The sequence below is a fragment of the Rhizobium album genome (genome assembly GCF_003122325.1).
GTDB classification, from domain to species: domain Bacteria; phylum Pseudomonadota; class Alphaproteobacteria; order Rhizobiales; family Rhizobiaceae; genus Metarhizobium; species Metarhizobium album.
The window spans coordinates 595653-618474 of the sequence record NZ_QFBC01000002.1; the positions used below are offsets into that span (position 1 = coordinate 595653).

Annotated in this window: 23 protein-coding genes; 12 read left to right on the plus strand and 11 right to left on the minus strand. The window is 62.8% G+C overall.

Annotated elements, in window-relative coordinates; translation table 11 throughout:
- Positions 1-81: 81 nt before the first annotated feature.
- On the minus strand, positions 82-591 hold the full coding sequence (locus tag DEM27_RS07080) for a MarR family winged helix-turn-helix transcriptional regulator (protein WP_109457491.1): 510 nt from the start codon (positions 589-591) through the stop codon (positions 82-84).
- Positions 592-676: 85 nt separating this feature from the next.
- On the opposite strand from DEM27_RS07080, the gene DEM27_RS07085 reads away from it, so the two are divergent.
- From DEM27_RS07085 to DEM27_RS07100, 4 genes are all read left to right on the plus strand, one after another.
- The gene (locus tag DEM27_RS07085; RefSeq protein ID WP_109457492.1) at positions 677-1468 is read left to right on the plus strand and encodes a creatininase family protein; all 792 of its coding nucleotides are present in this window, start codon (positions 677-679) and stop codon (positions 1466-1468) included.
- Positions 1469-1596: 128 nt separating this feature from the next.
- On the plus strand, positions 1597-2700 hold the full coding sequence (locus DEM27_RS07090; RefSeq protein ID WP_109457493.1) for a CobW family GTP-binding protein: 1104 nt from the start codon (positions 1597-1599) through the stop codon (positions 2698-2700).
- A gap of 4 nt (positions 2701-2704) precedes the next feature.
- On the plus strand, positions 2705-3064 hold the full coding sequence (gene imm45, locus DEM27_RS07095) for an Imm45 family immunity protein (protein ID WP_109457494.1): 360 nt from the start codon (positions 2705-2707) through the stop codon (positions 3062-3064).
- Positions 3064-4053 carry a WD40 repeat domain-containing protein gene (locus tag DEM27_RS07100; RefSeq protein WP_109457495.1) on the plus strand — a complete coding sequence of 330 codons (990 nt, stop codon included), beginning with the start codon at positions 3064-3066 and terminating at the stop codon, positions 4051-4053. The genes imm45 and DEM27_RS07100 overlap by 1 nt, the downstream gene beginning before the upstream one ends.
- Before the next feature lie 27 nt (positions 4054-4080).
- Here DEM27_RS07100 and DEM27_RS07105 read toward each other — a convergent pair whose 3' ends face one another.
- Together DEM27_RS07105 and DEM27_RS33515 are read right to left on the minus strand one after the other, a co-directional pair.
- The gene (locus tag DEM27_RS07105) at positions 4081-6648 is read right to left on the minus strand and encodes an HWE histidine kinase domain-containing protein (RefSeq protein ID WP_109457496.1); all 2568 of its coding nucleotides are present in this window, start codon (positions 6646-6648) and stop codon (positions 4081-4083) included.
- Positions 6638-7387 carry a biliverdin-producing heme oxygenase gene (locus DEM27_RS33515; protein WP_128755459.1) on the minus strand — a complete coding sequence of 250 codons (750 nt, stop codon included), beginning with the start codon at positions 7385-7387 and terminating at the stop codon, positions 6638-6640. The genes DEM27_RS07105 and DEM27_RS33515 overlap by 11 nt, the downstream gene beginning before the upstream one ends.
- Before the next feature lie 30 nt (positions 7388-7417).
- Here DEM27_RS33515 and DEM27_RS07115 point away from each other — a divergent pair, with 30 nt between their 5' ends.
- A complete protein-coding gene (locus DEM27_RS07115) occupies positions 7418-8581 on the plus strand; it encodes an MFS transporter (protein ID WP_109457498.1) in 1164 nt (387 codons plus the stop codon).
- Positions 8582-8697: 116 nt separating this feature from the next.
- Here the strand turns inward: DEM27_RS07115 and DEM27_RS07120 are convergent, their stop codons facing one another.
- Positions 8698-8991 (minus strand): hypothetical protein, encoded by a 294-nt coding sequence (locus DEM27_RS07120; RefSeq protein ID WP_245445692.1) that lies wholly within the window; start codon positions 8989-8991, stop codon positions 8698-8700.
- A 263-nt stretch (positions 8992-9254) separates the two neighbouring features.
- On the opposite strand from DEM27_RS07120, the gene DEM27_RS07125 reads away from it, so the two are divergent.
- Entirely contained in the window at positions 9255-10421 is a 1167-nt protein-coding gene (locus tag DEM27_RS07125; RefSeq protein ID WP_109457499.1) for a hypothetical protein, read from the plus strand.
- Between the two features lie 60 nt (positions 10422-10481).
- Here the strand turns inward: DEM27_RS07125 and DEM27_RS07130 are convergent, their stop codons facing one another.
- Both DEM27_RS07130 and odc2 read right to left on the minus strand, forming a co-directional pair.
- Complete coding sequence (locus tag DEM27_RS07130; RefSeq protein ID WP_109457710.1) at positions 10482-11072, minus strand: GNAT family N-acetyltransferase; 591 nt, start codon at positions 11070-11072, stop codon at positions 10482-10484.
- A 131-nt stretch (positions 11073-11203) separates the two neighbouring features.
- A complete protein-coding gene (odc2, locus tag DEM27_RS07135; RefSeq protein ID WP_109457500.1) occupies positions 11204-12337 on the minus strand; it encodes an ornithine/lysine decarboxylase in 1134 nt (377 codons plus the stop codon).
- 529 nt (positions 12338-12866) lie between these two features.
- Here odc2 and DEM27_RS07140 point away from each other — a divergent pair.
- The 3 genes from DEM27_RS07140 to DEM27_RS07150 all read left to right on the plus strand — a co-directional run bounded on the left by DEM27_RS07140 (position 12867) and on the right by DEM27_RS07150 (position 15565).
- The gene (locus DEM27_RS07140) at positions 12867-13760 is read left to right on the plus strand and encodes a LysR family transcriptional regulator (protein ID WP_109457501.1); all 894 of its coding nucleotides are present in this window, start codon (positions 12867-12869) and stop codon (positions 13758-13760) included.
- A gap of 84 nt (positions 13761-13844) precedes the next feature.
- Positions 13845-14486 (plus strand): DUF1007 family protein, encoded by a 642-nt coding sequence (locus DEM27_RS07145; protein WP_109457502.1) that lies wholly within the window; start codon positions 13845-13847, stop codon positions 14484-14486.
- The gene (locus tag DEM27_RS07150; protein WP_109457503.1) at positions 14480-15565 is read left to right on the plus strand and encodes a nickel/cobalt transporter; all 1086 of its coding nucleotides are present in this window, start codon (positions 14480-14482) and stop codon (positions 15563-15565) included. Before DEM27_RS07145 ends, DEM27_RS07150 begins: the two co-directional genes overlap by 7 nt.
- 10 nt (positions 15566-15575) lie before the next feature.
- Here the strand turns inward: DEM27_RS07150 and DEM27_RS07155 are convergent, their stop codons facing one another.
- The 4 genes from DEM27_RS07155 to DEM27_RS07170 all read right to left on the minus strand — a co-directional run bounded on the left by DEM27_RS07155 (position 15576) and on the right by DEM27_RS07170 (position 18024).
- Complete coding sequence (locus tag DEM27_RS07155) at positions 15576-15791, minus strand: hypothetical protein (RefSeq protein WP_109457504.1); 216 nt, start codon at positions 15789-15791, stop codon at positions 15576-15578.
- The gene (locus DEM27_RS07160; protein WP_109457505.1) at positions 15788-16486 is read right to left on the minus strand and encodes a GNAT family N-acetyltransferase; all 699 of its coding nucleotides are present in this window, start codon (positions 16484-16486) and stop codon (positions 15788-15790) included. The genes DEM27_RS07155 and DEM27_RS07160 overlap by 4 nt, the downstream gene beginning before the upstream one ends.
- A 75-nt stretch (positions 16487-16561) precedes the next feature.
- A complete protein-coding gene (locus DEM27_RS07165; RefSeq protein ID WP_109457506.1) occupies positions 16562-17272 on the minus strand; it encodes a tellurite resistance TerB family protein in 711 nt (236 codons plus the stop codon).
- Between the two features lie 113 nt (positions 17273-17385).
- On the minus strand, positions 17386-18024 hold the full coding sequence (locus DEM27_RS07170) for a 2-dehydro-3-deoxy-phosphogluconate aldolase (RefSeq protein ID WP_109457507.1): 639 nt from the start codon (positions 18022-18024) through the stop codon (positions 17386-17388).
- 158 nt (positions 18025-18182) lie between these two features.
- Here DEM27_RS07170 and DEM27_RS07175 point away from each other — a divergent pair, with 158 nt between their 5' ends.
- From DEM27_RS07175 to trhO, 3 genes are all read left to right on the plus strand, one after another.
- The gene (locus DEM27_RS07175; RefSeq protein ID WP_109457508.1) at positions 18183-18677 is read left to right on the plus strand and encodes a CYTH domain-containing protein; all 495 of its coding nucleotides are present in this window, start codon (positions 18183-18185) and stop codon (positions 18675-18677) included.
- On the plus strand, positions 18655-19560 hold the full coding sequence (locus DEM27_RS07180) for a CHAD domain-containing protein (RefSeq protein WP_109457509.1): 906 nt from the start codon (positions 18655-18657) through the stop codon (positions 19558-19560). The genes DEM27_RS07175 and DEM27_RS07180 overlap by 23 nt, the downstream gene beginning before the upstream one ends.
- Positions 19561-19635: 75 nt before the next feature.
- Positions 19636-20577 (plus strand): oxygen-dependent tRNA uridine(34) hydroxylase TrhO, encoded by a 942-nt coding sequence (gene trhO / locus DEM27_RS07185; protein ID WP_109457510.1) that lies wholly within the window; start codon positions 19636-19638, stop codon positions 20575-20577.
- Positions 20578-20583: 6 nt separating this feature from the next.
- On the opposite strand, the gene DEM27_RS07190 is transcribed toward trhO, so the two are convergent.
- Positions 20584-22782, minus strand: coding sequence for a bifunctional diguanylate cyclase/phosphodiesterase (locus DEM27_RS07190; protein ID WP_109457511.1), 2199 nt, complete (start codon positions 22780-22782; stop codon positions 20584-20586).
- Positions 22783-22822: the final 40 nt, after the last annotated feature.

Consider the following 22822-nt stretch of genomic DNA (forward strand, 5'->3'; position numbering starts at 1 on the left):
ATCCGCCGAATTAAAAATTTTAATTAAACGGTTTAGCCCCTCTCCGCAATCGCCTGCTTTCAAAAAAGCGTCATAAAACGGCTACTCCTCCTCATCCTCGGCAGCGATTTCTTCGCCCTGCAGGTTGGCATCCAACGTTCGGAGCAGCCGGACCAGCGTTCGGACCTCCTTGTCGGAAAAACCCTTGAGGGCAAGCGCGTCGCACGCCGCCACGGCACGGGCGATGAGTTCGGTGCTGCTCCGGCCGTTCTCGGTGAGATAGACCTTGGTCAGGCGCTGGTCCGTTTCGTCGGGGCGGCGCTCGACGAACCCCTGAACCTCCATGCGGCCGATGGTGCGCGTCATGGTCGGTGCCTTGACGCCGAGGCGTTGCGCCAAAGCGCCGGCGGTCAGGCCGTCCGCTTCCGTCAGCGCCACGATCACCCCGTCCTGGCCGGCATAAAGCCCGCCTTCGAGAAGATTGCGCGACAAGGTGGTGCGCATGGAGCGCGCCGCCTGGGTGATGGCCTGTGCCAGATCCGCCGCGCCGACGTCCGGATGATCTTTTTTCCTGCCGGATTTGTGCTTCTTGGCGTCTTTCTTCTTGCCCATGCCTTCCGGCCTTCCTTTTCGCGGTTCAAAACCCACGTTATGTTTCCCTGGTCCATCCTTATAGAAAGACAGAGATATTCGCCAGATGCAGCAGCCGATGCCGAACTTTGCAGACAACGATCCGAAGCTGAAACCGAAGGCGCGCAAGGACTGGATCGCCGTCCTGCCGCTCGGCGCCCACGAGCAGCACGGGCCGCATCTGCCGTTCGAAACCGACAGCCTCATCGCCGCCGGTATCGCCGCCCGCGTCGCCGAAACGCTGCCCGCCGGCCTGCCCGCGACCTTCCTGCCGGTGGAGCCGGTCGGATATTCGATGGAACACATGGACGTCGCCGGCACACGCACGCTGGCCTTCGACGAAGCCGTCCATCGCTGGCTCGGCATCGCCGAGGGGCTGCACCGCCAGGGCATCCGCAAATTCGTGATGCTGAACGCCCATGGCGGCAACGCGCCGCTGATGACCATCGTCGCCACGGAGGCGCGGGTGCGCTTCGGCATGCTGGCGGTGGCAACCAGCTGGACCCGCTTCGGCCAACCCGACGGCTGGATCTCGGCCGAAGACAAGGCAATCGACATCCACGGCGGCGACATCGAAACCTCGGTGATGCTGGCACTTCATCCCGACCGTGTCGACATGTCGAAAGCCGCCGCCTTCCCGTCCCGGCAGACGGAGTTTGTACGGAATTTCCACCACCTGCGCGCCTACGGCCCGCACGCCTTCGGCTGGAAGATGTCCGATCTCAACCCTGACGGCGTCGCCGGCAACGCCGCAAACGCCACCGCCGCGCGGGGTGAGGAACTGGTTGCCTATGCGGTGAAGGGCATCATCGAATTGTTGCGGGACGTGCATGCATTCGATGCCTATATATTGACATAATATCCCTGCCCGCAGCGGCCTCCCGCGAAACGGTATCGCATAACGCAACAAAGGCTTTGAACTGGCTGGCGCTCGTCCTTATATGGAAGGCGACGCCCACAAGGCCCAAGCTCCCATTCGAGGCTCCCATGACCGAAACCGCCACCGCCAAGCCCATTCCCGTTACCGTCCTCACCGGCTATCTCGGCGCCGGCAAGACGACGTTGCTCAACCGCATCCTCTCCGAAAACCACGGCAAGAAATACGCGGTCATCGTCAACGAATTCGGCGAGATCGGCATCGACAACGACCTGATCGTCGAGTCGGACGAAGAAATCTACGAAATGAACAACGGCTGCGTCTGCTGCACCGTGCGCGGCGACCTGATCCGTGTCGTCGAGGGCCTGATGCGCCGCCCCGGCCGCTTCGACGGCATCATTGTCGAGACCACCGGCCTGGCCGATCCGGTTCCCGTCGCCCAGACCTTCTTCATGGATGACGATGTCCGCGCCAAGACCGAACTCGATGCCGTCGTCGCCCTCGTCGATGCCAAGCACCTGCCGCTGCGGCTGAAAGACAGCCGCGAGGCGGAAGACCAGATCGCCTTCGCCGACGTCGTCGTCATCAACAAGACCGACCTCGTCTCGCCGGAAGAGATCGCCCGCATCGAGGATGTCGTCCGCGCCATCAATCCTTCGGCCCGCATCTACAAGACGAGCCGTTCCGGCGTCGATCTCGCCCGCGTGCTCGACCAGGGGGCCTTCAACCTCGAGCGCGCCCTGGAAAACGATCCGCATTTCCTCGATCACGATCACCATGATCACGACCATGTCTGCGGCCCGGACTGCGGCCACGATCACCATCATCATCACCACGATCATGGTCATGACCATCATCACCATGATCATCACGACCACGACCATCACCACCATGCCCCCTCGCCGATCCATGACGTGACGGTGCAGTCGGTTTCGCTGCGCGGCGGCGAGATGAACCCTGACCGCTTCTTCCCGTGGATCCAGAAGATCACCCAGACGGATGGCCCCAACATCCTGCGCCTCAAGGGCATCATCGCCTTCAAGGGCGACGAGGAACGCTATGTCGTCCAAGGCGTGCACATGATCATCGAAGGCGACCACCAGCGGGCCTGGAAAGACGGCGAAAAGCGCGAAAGCCGCCTCGTCTTCATCGGCCGCAACCTCGACCGGGAAAAGCTGGAACGCAGCTTCCACGCCTGCGAGGCGACCGCCTGAGGCGATGGTCCGTCTGACGGAAACCGCGGCGGAGGCCCTGTGGGTCGGCGACATTCTGCGTCTGCCGGAGAATTACGACCTCGGCCCGGGCTCTCCGCCTGTGGATTTGATCGTCTACGAACCGAATGACGCGGAATGCGGTCTGGGCCTTCTGGTAATCTCCGGCTACAAGGCGGGACTGATCTATGCGCTTCTGCCGCTGCCTTCGCTTCTCAAGGGCACGCGGGCGCTGGATCTCGGCTGGCTGAAGGACAATTGGGACCGCTGGTTCTGCTATGAACATGGGGACGACATGCGCGTGATCGACATCAACGAGACCTTAGTTTTCGCCTGGGACAAGCGGACCATCGAGGGCAAGGCCTGATGCCCACCGTCGCCCCTCTCGACCTGACCGGCCACATCGTCACCGCTGCCTTCATCGGCGACACGCCGTTCTTCGCCAACGCCAACGGCACGATCCACCGCCTCGACGGCGGCGAGAAGGTCACCGAAGCCCATGAGGGCCTGCTGATCTGCATCCGCGATCCTCACAGCCAAAGCCTGCTGTCCGGCGGCGAAGACGGCAAGGTCCTGCGCATCGCCGCCGATGGCAGCATCACCATCATCGCCGAAGCGCCGCGCAAGTGGATCACCCAGCTTGCCGCCGGGCCGCAGAACGCCGTGGCTTACGCCCACGGCAAGAGCACCGTCGTGGTGCTGGCGGATGGCAGTACGAAAGAATTTGCCGAAAGCCGCACGGTGGAAGGCATCGCCTTCGCCCCGAAGGGACTGCGCATTGCCGCGGCGCGCTACAACGGCGTCTCGCTGCACTGGGTGGCGACGCCCGGCCAGCCGGTGGAACTCGAATGGAAAGGCGCGCATACCTCCGTCACCTTCTCCCCCGACAACCGCTTCGTCGTCACCACCATGCAGGAAAGCGCCCTGCACGGCTGGAAGCTCGACGTCAAGCCGGGCTCCGAGACGCGCCACATGCGCATGACCGGCTATCCCGCCAAGGTGAAGTCGCTGTCCTGGTCGCCGAAGGGCAAGTGGCTGGCCTCCTCAGGCGCACCGGCCGCCATCGTCTGGCCGTTTTCCAGCAAGGACGGCCCCATGGGCAAGGCGCCGCAGGAACTCGGCACCCGCGCCAACATCATGGTCACCAGCGTCGCCTTCCATCCGGCCGAAGAAATCCTGGCGATCGGCTTCGTCGACGGCATGATCCTCGGCGCCCGGCTGGCCGACGGCAAGGAGGCCCTGCTGCGCCGCCCCGGCAAGGGCGCCATCACCTCTATGGGCTGGAGCGGCAACGGCAAGCTTTTGGCCTTCGCCTCCGAAGCCGGTGATTGCGGCGTCGTCGATATCAGCGCCTGATCACCGTCGAGAATGTAGCAGGAGGTATTACTCCTCCTGCTGCGCCAGGTCGGCGTTCTCCAGCAGGCCAGCCAGCGACGGCAAAAGAGCCTCCGCATCATAAGGCTTGCGGATGATCGGTATGCCGGCCAGGCTGGCCGGGATCAACGTGCTTTCGCCGTAACCGGTGGCGAAGACGAAAGGAATGCCGCGCCGGCGCAATTCCTCCGCAACCGGCAGCGATGTGCCGGTGCCGAGATTGACGTCGAGAACGGCAACGTCCGGCACGAGCTTGTCCAGCCGGGTCAAGGCGTCCGCCGCCGATCCGGTCGTCGCGACATAGGCGAAACCGGCAGCGATCAGCATCGCCTCGACATCCATGGCGATCAGCATCTGGTCCTCAACAAGCAGCACCGTCTGGCCGGCAAGCCGCGAATGCGGCGTTCCGGGCACCGATGCATCGCTTGCACCAGTGTCGGGCGGGGTTTTCGCCGCCACTTCGGATGCGTGTTTGGCCGGCAGCAGGAAACGCGCCTGCAGACCTTCCGGCGCATAGACCACTTCGCTGCGACCGCCGAGATCGTAGGGCACGCTGCGGTCGACCAGCACGGTGCCGAACCCCTGACGCGCCGGAGGGGACACCGGCGGACCGCCGCTTTCGCGCCAATGCAGTTCGCAGTCGCGAACCGAGGTCATCCGCCAGGTCACGTCCAGCCGCCCGCCGCGGATCGACAACGCACCGTATTTGGCCGCATTGGTCGACAGCTCGTGCAGCACCAGCGCCATCACCGAAAATGCTCGCGCGTCGAGCCAGACCGCCGGGCCGTCGAGGGCAATGATCCCCGACTGGTTGCGGTAGGGGAGAAGCTCCGCGTTGAGCAGATCGACCAGCGCGCCGCCGCCATCGCCGCGAACCACCTGGTCGTGGGCGAAAGCCAGCGCCTGGATACGGCCCTTGAGAGAAACGACATAATCCTTGATGCCGCGCTTTTCCTGGACCGGATGGCCGACCAGCGACTTGATCACCGCCAGGATGTTCTTGACGCGGTGATTGAGTTCCTCGTTCAACATGCGCTGGCGAACGTCCGCCTTGCTGCGTTCCTCGGTCAGCAATTCGTTGTGGCGCAGCACGATCTCCACAAGGGCGGAGCGGATGGCCTCGGCGATATCGCGGTCGGCATCGCTCCAGGGATGCGCCTGCATGTGGACCTGTTCTTTCCAGATCGCAAAACTCTTGCGCGGCGTCAGACGGTCGCCGAGCGGGCCGCTTTCATAGGATTTTTCCGGATTGCCGGCCCAGTTCAGCGTCTGCACCATTTCCTTGCGGAAAAAGAACAGATAGTCGCGCGGGATCTGCGACAGCGGCACGACCAGCAGGCCGGAGACGTCGGCATGATAAGTTTCGGCATCCGGCAGGCGTTGCGTCAGCGCATGCGTCGCCCAGATGCGCCCTTCCGCAACCGAACCGGAGAAGCGCGCCAGAGCCGGGATGGAAGCCGGCGGCGGCGTATGGCCAAATCCGCTCCAGTTTCCGTTCATCCACAGGCCGATGCCGTCGCAGGGCAGGATAGCGGCGATATCGCGAAGGTGTTCGCGCAGCAGATCGTCGATCTCGGCATGATGGGACGCCAGTTGCAGGAAACGATCGAGCGCCCGGCGGGCATGCTGCGCCGTATCCAGTTTGCGTTTCTGCTGCAGGACATTGAGATTGAGCGAAAAGAACTCGCCGAACATTTCGGCAGCGACGCGAACCGCCATCGGCAACCGGCGCGGTGCGTAATGATGGCAGGCGATCAGCCCCCACAGGGCGCCATCCACGATAATTGAAATCGACATCGAGGCGGAGACGCCCATGTTGCGCAGATATTCGCAGTGAATGGGGGAAACGCTGCGCAGATGCGCAAAGGAAAGATCGAGCGGTTCGCCCGATGCATCACGCTCGGGAACCACGGCGATACGCTCGAAATTGACATCCGAGATGATGCGAATGGTATTGCGCAGGTAAAGCGCCCGCGCCTGCTGCGGAATGTCGCTTGCCGGAAAATACTGGCCGGAAAAACTTTCGAGGTCGCTGCGTTTCGCCTCGCTGACGACCTGGCCGGCTCCGTCATGCATGAAACGATAGATCATCACCCGGTCGTAGCCGAGCATGCCGCGCGTCAGGCGCGCCGCCACGCTCAACAGTTGCTCCATATCCGGCACGTCGCTGATCCGCCCGATCATTTCGCGGGCGAGCGTCAACAACTGACCGGCATCGGGGTCACAGGGCTCGAATTCGATGATAACGGTCGATTTGAAGCGATGGACAGAGACATCGAACGTGCCGCCGTGCGGCAGCGCCATGCTGAACAGCAGCGCCGGCCGCTCCGGCGTTTTCACGGCGCCCATCGCATTGCGCAGGTCATGGACGTTCTTCGGGCCGAGGATCCGCTCGACGACTGCGCCGTTGAGCTGACCATGGAAACCCAACATCGCCGCGGCATTCTCGGAATGGCGCAGCACAGTCGCCACGCTGTTGTCGCAGGCCAGCAGGCAGCCATGCGGCTGGATGCTGCCTGGAATATGGATCGGCTCACGGTCGCAATTGGTCAGGTCGACCTTGACGTCAGGCTGCATCGATCTGAAGTCCCGCAAAGGCATGCTCGGCGGCCGCGAAGGTCGCGTTGGCAGCCGAGGCTGCGGTGTCGATGTCGAACTCATCAAGGTCTTCGAGGACGGCAAGGAACACACGCCAGCTTCCGACATCCTCCGATTGCCGCGCCAGATGCCGTGCGCCGAACCGGGAATCGAAGCCGAGCGCCTGCGCCCGGCGGTAAAGCACCTTCGCCCCGAGGGCGGAGCCTTCGACAACGTAGCCGATCCCGCACAGCCGGGAGATATCGCGCTCGGCACCGGCCGTGGCATGACGCCGTATGGGCACATGCAGATCCGCGAGATCGGTCAGCAATTCCGCGCCGATGCTTCTCGGGCACCAGGGGGAAAGAATGGCGGGCAAAGGCGCGCTCAGCAGCATCGCTTCCAGCGGTAGCCTGAAGGCCTGCATGCCATCCAGGTAGCGCCGGTAATCCGCAAGGGAACTGAGAGACCCAACCAGGGAATCGACCCTGGCATGGGATTTTGATGTACGCTCCCTGAGTTGAAAGCGCCGCGGCGAACTCTGCATATATAGACTGAACCCGTTTACCCGATCGAAGAACACAGTTTGATTGCCGTTAACGTACCGGCAGCCCAGCCGGTTCCAAAAAATTTCAAGAGCGGGACAAACATCTCCCGGCCGCACGGTCTCCGAATCAGCGACGCGCTTGTTGGTATTGTCGCCAAGGTCGGTTAAAGACGAAAGAAAAAGGCCGGCCATGGCGGTCGTACAATGACGGGGTGGAGCAAGATGTCCGTGACGATCGGCGGCGCGCAGGCCGCGGACGGGTTTTCACCCGACTGGCCGGCCATTCTTGCCGTCATCCTGTCCGTGACCGCCTTTTCCGTCGCGCAGGGGCTGACCTATCCGCTGATCTCGCTTCTCCTGGAAAGCCGCCATGTGCCGTCCAGTATCAACGGCCTCAATGCCGGCACTTTCGCCATCGGCCAGGCTGTCGCAACGCTGCTGATCGGCCGCCTCGGCGCATTTATCCGGGGCGACCGCCTGATCATCTTCAGCCTGTTTGGCTGCGCCGCCTGCCTTCTGACCTTCGCCTGGTCGGGATCGATCCCCGTCTGGTTCCTGGCCCGTTTCCTGCTCGGCATTTTTGTCAGCCTTGTCTTCATCCTGAGCGAAGCTTGGCTGAGTGCCGCCTGCCCGGATCACCTGCGCGGCCGGATCTCCGGACTATACGGCGCGGGCATGTGTGCCGGCTTTGCCGCCGGCCCGTTGTTCATTCCGATTTTCGGCGGCGCAAACGGGCTGGCTTTTTACGCCCTGGCGGGTTACCTCGCCTTCGTCGCCGTTTCGACGCTGGTCATCTGCCGTTTTGCCCGGACACAGCCGGAACAGGCACCTCCCGGCGGCATCCTGCGGTTTTTTTCCGCTGCACCCCTGCTGATCCTGATGGTCTTCGCCTTCGGCTTCGGCGACATCACCGCCATATCAGGCATGCCGGTCTATTTCACCCGCACCGGCCATAGCGAAGCCTTCGCCGCCTTCAGCGTCAGCATCCTCGCCTTGCCGACGGCGGTCGCCCAGCCTTTCGTCGGCATGCTGCTGGACAAGGTATCACGCTACAAGGTTGCAGTCGGCGCCTGCCTGGCTGCAGCTCTCAGCTACCTCGTCATTCCCGTCGTAGAATCGGAAACGCTCATTCTCGTCGTTTTCGGCGTCCTGGGCGCGGCGAGCTTCGCGCTCTACACCTGCGCGCTTACCCTTCTCGGTGCCGGCTTCTCGGGTGGACTGCTGATCGCCGGAAGCGCCGCCTTTGCGCTCGCTTATGCCGCCGGCAGCGGCCTGGGCTCCGTATCGTCGGGCTTCGTCATGGAAGCCCTTTCGCCACACGCCATGCCGCTCGGGACGGGAGCCGCGCTGCTTCTCTTCACCGTCCTGCTCACCCGGCGTGCCTGACACCCGGTAAAACGAGAGCGGCGGATGCCGCGGGGAATCGGCATCCGCCGCCGCCTGCCGGGCACGGTCGGGACAGGAGAGCCGGTTGCCGTCGGCTCTCCTGCCGGCTCGGGAGGTTAGTGGTGACGCGGCTTGCGGCCGCCGTCACCGCCCGACAGGATACCGAGGAGGTTGGTGGTGTTGTTGTTCAGGATGCCGTTGAGGCCGCCCTGCAGCGTGTTGTTGAGTACGCCATTGCCGCTGAGGATGTTGCTGCCGTTGCCGATGCCGACGCTCGGTGCCACGACGATGCTGCCGGTCTTGACGCCGTTGCCGTTGAGAACGTTGAGCGAAAGACCTCCGGCAGATGCCTGGGAAACACCTGCAACGACGATGGCAGCAGCAATGGCAGCGAACTTGAGTTTCATCATATCAATTCCTCCTGTGGTTAAGTGCATCATATGTGCACAACCAGGAGGATATGTTTTGCATCGAGATAATCAAGTATATGCTAATGTTATAATGAACTGTTAACAATAACATCTGCAGTTTTATTAAAATTGATCCTCAGGCCCGCCAAAGCGCTAACGACTCAATCTCAGGCTGTACGAAAGCTCGCGGGACAATCCTTACAAGCTTTGTTAACCATCTTAATATAACAATTTCCTAATAAAATTTTTGCGGGAATAAATTCATGAAGCAATCCCTGATTATAGCCTTCTGGCTTGCTTCCATCGCAATCGTCACGCCGGCAGACGCCCGGCCACCCGTCGAATTTTCTTTCAGGCAGGGCTACAGTTCCAACCTCTTTCAGGATCCCAACCGGCTTTCGGGGGCGTTTTCCGAAGCGACGCTGTCGCTTCGCGGCAGCCTCGACCTTGATGGTTCAGCGCTCAGCTACGAGCTTTCGCAGACGGAGCGAGTGGTGAAGACCTATACATTTGGCAACAGCCACGAAACGGCGCTCAAACTCGGCTATCAGAGACAGCTCTTGGAAAGCGTGGCGCTGAAACTCGAAGCGGCGGTGACCCGCAGCGCCACCGGCGATGTCTTCCTGGTGCTGCCGCAGCAGGTCATCGGCTATCGCGAGACCGATTACGGAGTCCAGGGCGGCGGCGAGATGCGTGCGGCCATGCTGGGCGGCACGACCAGTGTGTCCGGCAAATACGGACGCGTCTACAAAGGCAGGGCACATTTCAACATCGACCTGCTTTTGCCGTCGCGCCTCGAAGCCGATGTCGGGCAGATGGTGCTGGCGGCCAATCACGTCCGGCCGCTGTTCGGCGGCGAGGCCGGCGCATATGCGGAATATGCCCAGACCTTCGTTCCGCAGGACGAGCAGCAGCGTTTCATCCGTTACCCCGCCCGGTCGCTGCGCGGTTCGCTGGCCTTTGGGCGAAGCATTGGCAGCAGCTTCACCTTCTTGGCGGATGCCGGCGCCCAGGCGCTCTTCTCCGACAGGCTCGGCACCGGCAAGGTGCCGGTCGAGCCCTATTTGCGCGTCCAGGCGGAATGGAAATCCGACAAGGGCCTGACGCTGGCCGCCGGCTATCGGCAGAACGTCGTCATCGACGATCTCGACGATGCCGTGGCCGAATGGGTCCGCACCCGCTCCGTGGCGGTCTCCGCGCCGATCACGGAAACGGTCAAGGCGACGGTCGGCTACGAATTGGCGAAGAACGACTATTATTATTATCTCTATGACACCAGGACGCAGCGCTGGACGGGCAAGCTTGCCTTCACGCCGGCCAAAGGTCCGGGCTTCGCGCTCGAATACGCCCATATCCGCCGCGACGAAGCCGACCGCAGCCTGAATTTTCAGGGGCATGAGGTCGCACTGCGGCTCTTCGGACAGTTTTGACAGCCGCAAACGAAAAACGGCGGGTTCCGAAGAACCCGCCGCGCCCGATTGCATCCGCTATCAGGCTGCCCGCCGCATCATCGCCTTGCCGAGCTTCCGGCCGCTTGCCACCAGAAGGCCGACGGCCCCTTCGAGCCAGCCTTCCTTCAGTTCCAGCGCCAGAAACCGCTGCCGGTCGAAGGGGCCGGGCATCACGAGATGCCGGGTCTTCGCAGCGAAGAAGCCGAAACGTTCGTAATAGGGCGCATCCCCGACCAGAAGGATGGCGCCATGATCGCGCTTCTTGGCTTCGGCAATGGCCGCACGCATCAGCGCCGAGCCGATCCCTTTGCCCTCGTAATCGGAATCGACCGCCAGCGGGCCGAGCAGCAGCGCATCGACCGGACGACCTTCGGCATTGACGCCGGCTTCGATGTTCCACAGGCGCACCGTGCCGATCAGCCGGCCGGCGGCATTGCGGGCAACCAGCGCCAGGCCTTCCGCCGGCACGCGGCCGCGACGGATCTTTTCCGACGACTTCTTGCGGCGGTCGGCGCCCATGGCGCGATCCAGCAGGTTTTCGCGCGCAACGACATCGCCTGCATTTTCCAGGTCGATCGTGAAAGTGGACTGCGCAAAAAATGCGCGCACGGAATCGATAACAGCGGCCATCTTGGCCTCCTGCAACAAAAAGTGCCGCCACAAGCGGACATCGGACATCATAAGTGGAACCGCCCCGGCATCAGCGGAGCGGCGAAGGACAGCCTGCCGCCCGAAGTTCGTGCGGTCGCTGCCGGGGATGCTTAGATCACATAGGCCTTGAGCGGCTCGAAGCCGTTGAAGGCGACGGCCGAGTAGGTCGTCGTGTAGGCGCCGGTGCCTTCGATCAGGACCTCGTCGCCGATCGAAAGGGAGATCGGCAGCGGGTAGAGGTTCTTTTCGTACAGCACGTCGGCCGAATCGCAGGTCGGGCCGGCAATGATGCAGGGCTCCATCGCGTCGCCGTCGCGCTCGGTGCGGATCGGATAACGGATGGCTTCGTCCATCGTTTCGGCGAGACCGCCGAACTTGCCGATGTCGAGGAAGACCCAGCGCGCATCGTCGTTGTCCGACTTCTTGGAGATCAGCACGACTTCCGCCTTGATCACGCCGGCATTGCCGACCATGCCGCGGCCCGGCTCGATGATCGTCTTCGGGAGGTTGTTGCCGAAGTGCTTGCGCAGCGCAGCGAAGATCGCCTTGCCGTAAGCTTCAGCAGACGGCACGTCGCGCAGGTACTTGGTCGGGAAACCACCGCCCATGTTGACCATCTTCAGGTGGATGCCCTGCTTGGCAAGCGAGCCGAAGACACGCTTTGCGTCGGCAAGCGCTGCATCCCAGGCGTCGAGCTTCGTCATCTGCGAGCCGACATGGAAGGAAACGCCGTAGGACTCCAGACCGAGCTGATGTGCGTAGACGAGAACGTCGACGGCCATCTGCGGCACGCAGCCGAACTTGCGCGACAGCGGCCATTCGGCGCCTTCGCCATCGGTCAGGACGCGGCAGAATACCTTTGCACCCGGCGCGGCACGGGAAATCTTCTCGACTTCCTCATGGCTGTCGACGGCAAAGAGATCGACGCCGAGCGCATGCGCGCGGGCAACGTCGCGTTCCTTCTTGATGGTGTTGCCGAACGAGATCCGGTCGGCAGTCGCACCGGCGTCGAGCGCCATCTGGATTTCGGCGACGGACGCGCAATCGAAGCTCGAGCCGTGGGCGGCGAGCAGCGACAGGATTTCCGGGGCCGGGTTTGCCTTGACGGCGTAGTAGATCGCGCTGTCCGGCATGGCGTGACGGAAAGCCTGGAAATTGTCGCGCACGACGTCGAGGTCAACCACGAGGCAGGGACCTTCCGGACGGCGGGTGTTGATGAAATCGCGGATGCGTGCAGTGGTCATGGTCGTATTCCCCTACAAGTTCTCAAGCTCCGGCGCTCGGCCAGAGGACAAAATGCAGCCAACGCCCCGCATAGGAACCAGCCGGTGGAGACCCCGGAACCTTTGCAAGCGCTGGATAGCGCAGATAATGAACCAACGCCGCAGGAACGGCATAGTTCGGTTTTGTCTGCCATGGATTGGAGGGGGAATCCCAACCGCACTTCCGGCAATGAAGGTGTGCCTCTTCAGTAACCCCGGCTGTTGGAAAGCCGGAAGACACCAGAAAGGCCCGCACCGTCGTTGCTTTAGATGTCCTCGCATTTCCCGGTTGGCCGGAATAGCGACTGGAGGGGTTAATTCCAGGTACCTTACCGATTTCCTCACCACATCGAGGATCGGCGGACACCCACGGGCACGTGCGACTTTGGGCTGAAACGGAGATAAGAATATTCGCCGACATAATCAAGAATTTTTTTAAGCTGCAGGCAGATTTTTTATTGAACGAAGCAGCGCTCCTGTTCACTATTCCTTAACCAATCGGAGGACTCGTATGGACACCCTGACCCGCATCCGCGCCTTCATCGATGTCGTCGAGGCGGAAGGCTTTTCCGCCGCGGCGCGCAAGATGGGCCGATCGAAGGCGCTGCTGTCGAAATATGTGCGGGAACTGGAAGACGAGCTCGGTGCGCTGCTGCTCAACCGCACCACCCGGCAGTTCTCGCTGACCGAGGCCGGCCACACCTATTACCGCACCGCCTCCGACATCCTCAAGGAAATCGACAACCTCGCCGACCTCGTGCGCGAGAACAATGCCGACCTCAAGGGGCGGCTGCGCATTTCGGCGCCGCGCACCTATATGGACGACGATATCGGCCACTCCTTGATCGATTTCGCCAAGGCCCATCCGGACCTGTCGCTGGAAATCCTTTCGGAAGACCGCTTCGTCGATCTGATCGAGGAAGGTTTCGACGTGGCGATCCGCATCACCAAGCTGGAAGATTCCGGCATGATTGCCCGCAAGCTTGCCGATTTCCGCATCTATGTCTGCGCCACGCCGGAATTCATCGAAAAACACGGACCGCTGAACCACCCCAACGATCTCTCCGGCGTCCCCTTCATCATCGATACCAACACCCGCTCGCACAACAACATCCGCTTCGTCGAGCGTGACGGCTCGGCGTTTTCCGTTCCCGTCACCGGGCCGATCGAGGTGAACAGCCCGCTGGCGACGTTGCGGGCGGCCCGCGCCGGGCTCGGCGTCGCCGCCGTGCCGGACTTCGTCGCCCGTGCCGTTATCGACTCCGGCGAGATGGTCAGCCTGTTCGACGAATACCTGCCGGCCGACCGCGGCATCTATGCCGTCTATCCGCACCGCCGCTACTTGCCGGCAAAAGTTCGGACCTTCGTCGATTTCCTGTCAAACTGGTTCCGTAAAAGGGACTGACATCGAGTCGCGGCCAAGGCGCCGAAATTCCGTCCAAGTTTAGCCCGAAAAGACCCCAACGATTTGCAAAGCCATGGCCACCGCATGAAACGACTTTCCATGATCATCGCCGCTCCGCTCGCGCTTCTCGCCGGCCAGGCCACGGCCCATCCGCATATCTTCGCCGAGGCGCGGCTGGAAGTTGTCTCCGACGATAGCGGCATGATCACGGAATTGCGCAATGTCTGGCGATTCGACGAGATATTTTCCTCCAGCGTGCTGATGGATTTCGACAAGAACACCAACCTGAAGCTCGATCCGGACGAACTGGCCGAAGTGGGCAAGACGGTTCGCGATTCGCTTGCCGACTTCAATTATTACATGTCGGTCAGCGAAAACGGCAAAACCATCCCCGTCGCCAAGCCCGATGCCATCAACGTCGACTACAAGGACGGGCAGTTGCTGATGTTCTTCTCGGTCAAGCCGAGCGAACCGATGCCGCTCAAGGGCAAGCTTGCCTTCGGCGTCTACGACCCGACCTTCTACACCTCCATCGACTTCAACAGCGACGAGGACATGGCAACCGTCGGCGACGGCATGAAGGCCTGCAAGCGCGCCGTCGTCCGTCCCGACCCCGACCAGGTGCTGGCCGACAACCAGTCGACGTTGACCGACGCCTTCTTTAGCGATCCCACCGGGACCAATATGTCGAAACTCTTCGCGACGAGATTGGAACTGACATGCTGAACCGCCGCAATCTCTGGATCCTCTGCGCCGCCACGCTATTTGCGGCGGCAGCCGGCCTCGATCTCGCCCATGCGCAATCGCCGCTCGGCATCGGCAGCGCCGAACCGGGCATCCCGGTCTCCGGCCCCTTTGCCGGCCTGTTCGCCTGGGTGAACGGCTACCAGCAGGCTTTTTATCGCGCCCTGACCGGCGCCCTGAAGGCGATGCGGGAAGATCCCTGGCAGCTCGGCGCGCTGATCGGCCTGTCCTTTGCTTACGGCGTGTTCCACGCCGCCGGCCCCGGTCACGGCAAGGCGGTGATCTCCTCCTACATGATCGCCAACGAGACGGAACTGAAGCGCGGCGTCATAATTTCCTTCCTGTCGGCCTTCATGCAGGGCCTTGTCGCCATCCTGCTGGTCGGCGCTGCCTATCTTGTGCTGCGCGGTTCATCGGTGTCGATGACGCAGGCGACCCAGGCGCTCGAAATCGCCAGCTTCGCGATGATCGCGCTTTTTGGCGCCTGGCTGCTGTTTCGGAAGATCCGCTCGCTGCGGCTGCCCATGCCGCAACCGAAGCTGCAACTTGCCGGCGTCGGCAACACAATGTTTGCCGTGGAACCGCCGGAAGCGGCCAGCCTCCGCACCGCCCATCACGGCCACGCTCACGATCACCACCATCATCACGGCCATCACGACCACCACCATGCCGCGGGCGTGGTGTGCGAGACCTGCGGTCACGCCCATGCGCCGGACCCGGAAATGCTGCGCGCCGAACGTTTTAATGTCCGGGAAGCCTGGTCGGCGATCGTCGCCGTCGGCTTGCGGCCGTGCTCCGGCGCGCTGCTGGTGATGACCTTTTCGTTGCTGAACGGGCTTTATCTCGGCGGCGTTCTGTCGGTGCTGGCCATGTCGGTCGGCACGGCGATCACCGTTTCGACGCTGGCGACGCTCGCCGTCACCGCCAAGAGCGTCGCCTTGCGTTTTGCCGGCCACGGCTCACCGACCGCTGCCTGGGTCGGCAACGGCATCGAGATCCTCGGCGCGGTGTTCGTGATGCTGATGGGCCTGCTGCTGCTCGGCGCCGCCCTTCAGGCGTAGGCAGAAAACCTCAACGCAGGTGGCGCCGCTGGTACCGCGCCCGCAGCCAGAAGATCAGGAAAAACGCCAGGACGGCGGCGGTGCCGAAGATGGCCGCCAGCCATGGGGAAAAATCGCCGAGCCACAGCATGATCTTCGGCATGGCGAAAAACAGGAGGCCGGCGCCCAGCAGGATGATGGCGGCGGCAAAAGCCGGCGATCGTTCTTTTTTCTGCGGCGTGCTCATGCCGTCTGCTCCTTGCCGAGTTCACGCCGGATATCCTCCAGGCGACGTTTCTGTTTGCCGTCCGCATCGAAATTTTCCGGCGCCAGCCAGGCCTTGAAGGCCGCGTCAAGCAGCGGCCAGTCGAGGTCGATCATCGAAAACCAGGCGGTGTCGCGCAGCTTGCCGCGGGAAATCATGTGCTGGCGGAAGATGCCTTCGAAGGAAAAGCCGTAGCGGGCGGCCGCAGCGCGGCTTGCCTCGTTCCGGCTATGGCATTTCCATTCGTAGCGCAAATAGCCGAGATCTTCGAAAACGTGTTTTGCCATCAAATAATGCGCTTCCGTCGACAGCGGCGAACGCGCCATCGCCTCGCCATGCGCCACGCCGCCGACTTCGATGGCGCCGTTTGCCAGGTCGGCGCGCATGTAACTCGCCATGCCGACGATCCGGCCGGTGGCGTTGTCGCGGAAGACATGGGTGACCCAGCTGGCCTTGCCTTGCTGCACGCCTTCGAGCAAGGCCGCAAAATCCTCGACACCGCCGAAATCGGGCGCCGAGAAATACCGCAGCCGCTCATTGGTGCCCATGCCGCCCAACGCATCCCACAAGGCTTGCGGATGCGCAGCGCGATCGTACGGCTCCACGGTGACGGTGCGACCCCGCAACGTCACCGGCCGCGGCGACGGGCAGCCTTTGAACTGGGATAGATCGCGCATGGCATTCCTTTTCGTCTCGGCAAGACGCTTAGGCCAGCCGCTACGGAAAGGCAATCGCCCAGAACGACGCGGCGGTCAGACCTTGGCGGTCGACACCGTTGCCTCGATATGGTCGACCAGCGCATCCGGCAGGCCGAGGCGACCGGCGAGCAGATCGAGATAACCGCGCTCGGCGCGGCTGTCCGGCTCGATGGCGAGCCGTGAGGCAGTGTAGAGCTCGACACGCTGCTCCTCCGTCTGCGCTGCCGCAACAAGAGCGTCAAGATCGGTCGGCTCGTTCAGCTCCTTCTGGAAAAAGGCTTCCGCTTCGCTGCCGAAACCCGAAAGCTTGACCTTGTCGATGATCCGGGCGCGTTCGGTGTCATCGATATGGCCGTCGGCCTTGGCGGCGGCGATCATTGCCTGGATCAGCGCCAGAACGAAATCGTTGCGCAAGACCTGCGGCTCGGTGCTGAAACCGGAGTCGCTCGGCGGCGGCAGGAAGACCGGGCCGGTGTCGGCGCCTGTGGTCGTGCCCGCTGCCTGCGGCTCCTTGCCGGCCTGGTAGTTCTTGTAGGCCTGGTAGCCGAGGCCGGCGATGGCGGCAAGCCCGCCGATGGTCAGCGCGTTGCCGGCAATGTTGCGGCCGGTCTTGGTGCCGAAGATCGCGGCGGCAAGCGCGCCGGCGGCCAGCGGGTTGTCCTTGGCCATCTGCGTCGCCTGCCCTGCGCGGTCGCGGACGGAACCGCCGACACCGGGGATCTGGGAGCCGAGGAACTGATCCAAAATCTTGCGCGCGTCGAACATGCCTGTCGTCTCCGTGGTTGACTTCTTCGCCGGCAAGATAGGAAGGGATGCCGGCGAATACAAAGGGAGAGGCAGCGGAAAAGCGCCCTGCAGCGGCGATAAACCGTAAAAAGTCAGCTCTTGAGGGCGGCCGCTTCCGCCGCAAGCCTGGTGATGCCCGCCCAGTCGCCGGCTGCCACCATCTCCTTCGGCGCCACCCAGGAGCCGCCGACGCAGACGACGTTCGGCAGCGACAGATAGTCCCTGGCGTTCTTCAGCGAGATGCCGCCCGTCGGGCAGAAGAAAGTGCCGGCGAGCGGCGAGGACAGCGACTTGAGGTAGGCGGCACCGCCCGCCTGTTCGGCCGGGAAGAATTTCAGCACCTTGTAGCCCTCCTCCCGCAGCGCCATGACCTCGCTGGCGGTCGCAGCACCCGGCAGCAGCGGCACGTCGGAATGGCGCGCTGCATCCAGCAGTTCCTGCGTCGTGCCGGGGCTGACGACGAAGGTGGAACCGGCAGCCACGGCCGCCTCGAAATGCGCCGCGTTCAGGATCGTGCCGGCACCGACGGCGGCTCCCTCGACCTCGGCCGCCACGGCCCGGACGGCATCCAGTGCCGCCGGCGTGCGCATGGTGATCTCGATCGCCTTCAGGCCACCGGCGACGAGCGCCCGGGCAAGCGGCACGGCAGAGGCGGCATCCTCGACGATCAGCACCGGAACGACCGGTTGCAGCTTGAGGATGGAAAGAAGTTTTTCGGTTTTTTCACCCATGACCGCACGTCCTTTAAAACGATTGAATTACCCCTCGAATACCCCGCCCGCACGGCGATGTCGAGATAAAAGCAAGGACCATGAGAGGACTGCGACTTTATCAACCGGCATCGCTGCGCTAGGGTGCGCCCGACTGCGCAACGGATCTGACGGAACCTATGGCAAAAGAAATCGAGCGGAAATTCCTCGTCCTTGATACCCATTGGCGTGAATTCGCCTCCGCCGGTGCCACGTTCCAGCAAGCCTATATCGCCTCGATGGACGATCGCTCCGTGCGGGTGCGGGTGATCGAAGGGCAAAAAGCGCTGCTGACCATCAAGATCGGCCGCAATGCGCTGGCCCGGGAAGAATTCGAGTACGAGATCCCGCTGGCGGACGCCTGCGACATGATCAAGCAGGCCATCGGCATCGTCATCGAGAAGACGCGCTACAAGGTGGTGCACCACGGCTTCACCTGGGAAATCGACGTCTATGATGGAATTTATCGCGGACTGACCGTCGCCGAGGTGGAGATGAAACACGAGGCCGACAATCCCACCCTTCCCGATTGGCTGGGACCGGAGGTGACGGGCGACCACCGCTACTCCAACCAGTCGCTGGCGACCGAGGACCTGCGCGAGGAGATCGGCTATGGCATATCGCATCCTGCCTGACCGGTCTTTCACCGCCGAAATCCGCCGTATCGGCAGGGAACAGTTCGGGGAGGCCATCGCCGCACTTGCGGAACGACCGGCCGGATTGCACGAGGCAATCCACGACGCCCGCAAGAATTTCAAGCGGTTACGCGGCCTCTACCGCCTCGTTTGCGCCGACGCCAAGGATTTCCGCAAGCAGGAGAACGACCGGCTGCACCACGCGGCCAAAAGCCTTTCGGGCCTACGCGACGCGACGGCGCGGATCGAGGCGGCCGGCAAGCTCGTCGATCTTGCCGACAACAGGAAGGAACGGCAGGCGCTCGACGGCCTGCTCAAGGCCCTCGGCAAACGGCGCGATGCGATGGCAAGCGACGATGCCGAGCTGGAAGGCCGTGCCATGGCCGCCATCGACAGCTGCCGGCAGGGCATGGAGGCGCTGGAGGAACTCGACTTCGACAATCGCCGGCGGGTTACGGCCAAACGGCTGGCCAAAGGCTGGCGCAAGACGCACGGACGGGCAATCGCCGCCCTCTCCAGTTGTCGCGCCGGCGGCGCTGCCGCCGATTTCCATGACCTGCGCAAGCGCAGCCAGGATTATTGGATGTACAACCAGTTGCTGAAACCGCTCTGGCCATCGGCGATGATGGCCAAGAAGCAGGCGGCAAAAACGCTGACGGACCTGCTTGGCGACGGCAACGACCTGAGCGTTCTCGTCGATCTGCTGGAGACCGACGAAGACTTCGCCGCCTCTATTGCGGCAGGGCCGGTCAAGGCTGCGGTCGGGCGGCGGCTGCAACAGCTGCGCAAGGACAGCCTCGCCGCAGCCGAGGATGTCTATGCCGACGCATCGGACAGGGAAGCGGACCTCATCGGCCACCTCTGGGCAAAAGCAGCAGGATGACACGCGACAGAGTGCCGCCGCGCCCCGTTGCAAAGCGGATTGCGCGGCATGAGCGAAAACTGTATTTCACTGCCCATGGACACATCGACGACATTCAGCCCTGAAACAGAGGGCACATTCTGCGTTGCGGCGCTCTATCATTTCGCGGCGTTTCCGCGTTTCGAGAGTTTTCGCGCGCCGCTGCAGGACCTCTGCACCGAAAACGGCATCAAGGGCACGCTGCTGATCGCCCATGAAGGCATCAACGGCACCGTGGCCGGCACGGATGCCGCCATCGCCCGCCTGCTCGCCTTCCTGCGCGTCCAGCCGGAATTTGCCGGCCTCGAGCACAAGGAAAGCCGCGCTTCGAAGATGCCTTTCCTGCGCATGAAGGTGCGGCTGAAGAAAGAGATCGTCACCATGGGCGTCGAGGACATCGACCCCAACAAGGTGGTCGGCACCTATGTTTCACCGCAAGAGTGGAACGAGCTGATCAGCGACCCCGATACGCTGGTCATTGACACGCGCAACGACTACGAGACCGCCATCGGCATCTTCCGCGGCGCGGTCGATCCGAAGACCCGCACCTTCCGCGAATTTCCGGACTGGGTGCGGCAAAATCCCGGCCTGCACAACAAGCCGAAGATCGCCATGTATTGCACCGGCGGCATCCGTTGCGAAAAGGCCACCGCCTTCATGAAGGAACAGGGGTTCGACGAGGTCTACCACCTCAAGGGCGGCATCCTGAAATATCTGGAGGAAATCCCGCAGGAAGAAAGCCTGTGGGAAGGCGCATGTTTCGTCTTCGACGAGCGCGTCTCCGTCACCCACGGCCTGAAGGAAGGCGAGCACATCCTCTGCCATGCCTGCCGCGAGCCGCTGGAGCGCAAGGACCTGCAATCACGGCATTTCGAGGAAGGCGTCTCCTGCCCGCATTGCTACGAACGCCGCAGCGACGCGGATCGCCAGCGTTACCGCGACCGGCAGCAGCAGATCGCGCTCGCCAAGAAGCGCGGCCAGCGGCATCTCGGCAGTTAAGGAATATCACGCGGCGGCGGTATGATCGTCCTTGCCGCCTTCGTTTTGAAGGCGGGCCAGAATTTGCTCCGGCGATGTCGGACGGCCGAAATAAAAACCCTGCAACTCGTCGCAGCCGCAGAGTTCCAGCGCGATCGCCTGCTCCTCCTTCTCGATGCCCTCCGCCGTGACGGGAATGCCGAGCGCCCGCGCAATCGACACCGTCGCCTGCAGCAACTCGCCGGCCGTCGGGCTTTCGTCCAGCGCCGCCACCAGCGAGCGGTCGATCTTCATCCGGTCGAAACCGAACTGGCGCAGGTAACCGACGCTCGAAAAGCCCGAACCGAAATCGTCGAGGGCAATCTTCACGCCAAGTTGCTTGAGTTTGGCGATCGTCCAGCGGGCGCGTGCGGGATTCTGGATGAAATATCCCTCCGTCACTTCAAGGACGATGCGCGAGGGATCGATGCCGCTATCCTGGATGACGCGCTGGATATTGGAGGTGAAGGCAGGGTTTCGGAACTGGCCGGGGGAAATGTTGACGGCGATGCTGATACCGGGCCAGTCCAGCACCTCCAGGCAAGCCTTGCGCAGCACGAACAACCCCAGGCTGTCGATCAGACCGGTGGTTTCGGCAATCGGGATGAAACGATCCGGCGACACCGGCCCATGGCCCGGCCGGTCCCAGCGCACCAGCGCTTCGACGCCGATGGTCCGGCGGCCGCCCGCGGCGATGACCGGCTGGTAGACGACGTACAACGCCTCCATTTCGATGGCGCGGCGCAGATCGACTTCCATGTCGTTGCGCTCCTGCCGGTCGACGTCCATATCCGGCTCATAACGAACGAAACGGCCGCGACCGCTCTCCTTGGCCTTGTACATGGCAAGATCGGCGCGGCGCAGCGCTTCCTCGCTGGCGATCAGCCCCATGGGCGAAGAGGAGGCGCCGATGCTCGCGCCGACGATGGCGACGCGCTCGCCGATGACGAAGGGCTCGGAAAAGAATTCCAGGATGTTTTGCGACAGGCGGTCGGCGATCCGGTCGATCCGGCGGGTGACGAGCGCCACGGCAAACTCGTCGCCGCCCAGCCTCGCCAGCATGGCGCCGGGGGGAACGAGCATTTTCAGCCCGGCGGCAACGCCGCGAATCAGCTGGTCGCCGATACCATGGCCGTAGGCATCGTTGACCTCCTTGAAACCGTCGAGATCGAGATAAAGCAGCAGGACGTCGCTTTTGTCCTGCCGCGCCTTTTCGACCAGTTGCTCGAGACCGGCGTAAAGGCCGGCACGGTTGAGAAGCCCGCTGAGGCGGTCCTGCAGGGCGAGCTGGCTGGCCCGCGTCTCGTCCTCCTTGAGACGGCGCATGGCGACGACACCGATGAGCAGAAGCGCAAGGAAAAAACAGCCGACGATGCCGACCGCGACCAGCACCATCGGCCGCACCTGGGCAAAACTCGCGTCTCCCGGCCCGCGCGACGTCCACAACATCCTGGCAAGCGTCCGGCCGTCCGGATCGACGATCGGCACGGAGAAGGCGCTTTCGGCTTCCGGCGGCGCCAGGTGCAGCCCGTCGATGACGTAGACCCGCGACAGCTGCGCCACCTTGTTGTCCAGGTGCCGGGCGAAAACCAGGTAACGGTAATCCTCCTCCTTGACGAGGATTTCGCCGCTTTTTTTGCGGATCAACGATATGCCGACAGCCGCGATGCCGTCCGGCGTCCGTACGAAACCGGTCGCATCCGGATCTCTGCCGGTATCCGGCTTGCGGGCCTCGTCGAACAAGGTCCAGATCGCCGGACCGAAATAATCGTCGATGGAAACCTGCATCGGCTTGCCATCGTGATAGGCCATGTGCACGTTGCGCTCGGAATCGATGATCATCGCCGTATCGAAAAGATCGCTGTCGAAGGTCATGTCGCCGAAATTGCTGACGATCCATTCCGCTCCGTCGGCCGCATAGACGTATCGCGTCGCGTCGTCCCAGGCGGCATAATCGGTGAGGGTGGCCTTCAGCTGGAAGCGGAACGTTTTCAGAGCGCCGTTCGTGGTTTCGCGCGAGCGCCCGTCATCGAGAATATTGGCATGACGCGCAACCTCGCCGATCGCCGTCAGCACGATGGACGTCACCACCATGACGACGAAGGCAAATGCCAGCAGAACGCCGGCAACGGCCAACTGCCGCCGCCCTTCGCTTGTCTGCGGAATAAGCCGCGAGGAAAAACGCATTGAACACTCCACGAGCCACTCCCTAGTCTTCTCGAAAAAG

Bases quoted from the DNA above. Each gene is read 5' to 3' on its own strand.
- DEM27_RS07180 (WP_109457509.1), top strand. From the start codon at position 18,655: ATGGCATATCGCATCCTGCCTGACCGGTCTTTCACCGCCGAAATCCGC.
- DEM27_RS07170 (WP_109457507.1), bottom strand. From the start codon at position 18,024: ATGGGTGAAAAAACCGAAAAACTTCTTTCCATCCTCAAGCTGCAACCG.
- DEM27_RS07155 (WP_109457504.1), bottom strand. From the start codon at position 15,791: ATGAGCACGCCGCAGAAAAAAGAACGATCGCCGGCTTTTGCCGCCGCC.
- DEM27_RS07115 (WP_109457498.1), top strand. From the start codon at position 7,418: ATGTCCGTGACGATCGGCGGCGCGCAGGCCGCGGACGGGTTTTCACCC.
- odc2 (WP_109457500.1), bottom strand. From the start codon at position 12,337: ATGACCACTGCACGCATCCGCGATTTCATCAACACCCGCCGTCCGGAA.
- DEM27_RS07100 (WP_109457495.1), top strand. From the start codon at position 3,064: ATGCCCACCGTCGCCCCTCTCGACCTGACCGGCCACATCGTCACCGCT.
- DEM27_RS07105 (WP_109457496.1), bottom strand. From the start codon at position 6,648: ATGCAGCCTGACGTCAAGGTCGACCTGACCAATTGCGACCGTGAGCCG.
- DEM27_RS07125 (WP_109457499.1), top strand. From the start codon at position 9,255: ATGAAGCAATCCCTGATTATAGCCTTCTGGCTTGCTTCCATCGCAATC.
- DEM27_RS07140 (WP_109457501.1), top strand. From the start codon at position 12,867: ATGGACACCCTGACCCGCATCCGCGCCTTCATCGATGTCGTCGAGGCG.
- DEM27_RS33515 (WP_128755459.1), bottom strand. From the start codon at position 7,387: ATGGCCGGCCTTTTTCTTTCGTCTTTAACCGACCTTGGCGACAATACC.
- trhO (WP_109457510.1), top strand. From the start codon at position 19,636: ATGGACACATCGACGACATTCAGCCCTGAAACAGAGGGCACATTCTGC.
- DEM27_RS07190 (WP_109457511.1), bottom strand. From the start codon at position 22,782: ATGCGTTTTTCCTCGCGGCTTATTCCGCAGACAAGCGAAGGGCGGCGG.
- DEM27_RS07160 (WP_109457505.1), bottom strand. From the start codon at position 16,486: ATGCGCGATCTATCCCAGTTCAAAGGCTGCCCGTCGCCGCGGCCGGTG.
- DEM27_RS07090 (WP_109457493.1), top strand. From the start codon at position 1,597: ATGACCGAAACCGCCACCGCCAAGCCCATTCCCGTTACCGTCCTCACC.
- DEM27_RS07120 (WP_245445692.1), bottom strand. From the start codon at position 8,991: ATGATGAAACTCAAGTTCGCTGCCATTGCTGCTGCCATCGTCGTTGCA.
- DEM27_RS07130 (WP_109457710.1), bottom strand. From the start codon at position 11,072: ATGGCCGCTGTTATCGATTCCGTGCGCGCATTTTTTGCGCAGTCCACT.
- DEM27_RS07175 (WP_109457508.1), top strand. From the start codon at position 18,183: ATGGCAAAAGAAATCGAGCGGAAATTCCTCGTCCTTGATACCCATTGG.
- DEM27_RS07145 (WP_109457502.1), top strand. From the start codon at position 13,845: ATGAAACGACTTTCCATGATCATCGCCGCTCCGCTCGCGCTTCTCGCC.
- imm45 (WP_109457494.1), top strand. From the start codon at position 2,705: ATGGTCCGTCTGACGGAAACCGCGGCGGAGGCCCTGTGGGTCGGCGAC.
- DEM27_RS07085 (WP_109457492.1), top strand. From the start codon at position 677: ATGCAGCAGCCGATGCCGAACTTTGCAGACAACGATCCGAAGCTGAAA.
- DEM27_RS07080 (WP_109457491.1), bottom strand. From the start codon at position 591: ATGGGCAAGAAGAAAGACGCCAAGAAGCACAAATCCGGCAGGAAAAAA.
- DEM27_RS07150 (WP_109457503.1), top strand. From the start codon at position 14,480: ATGCTGAACCGCCGCAATCTCTGGATCCTCTGCGCCGCCACGCTATTT.
- DEM27_RS07165 (WP_109457506.1), bottom strand. From the start codon at position 17,272: ATGTTCGACGCGCGCAAGATTTTGGATCAGTTCCTCGGCTCCCAGATC.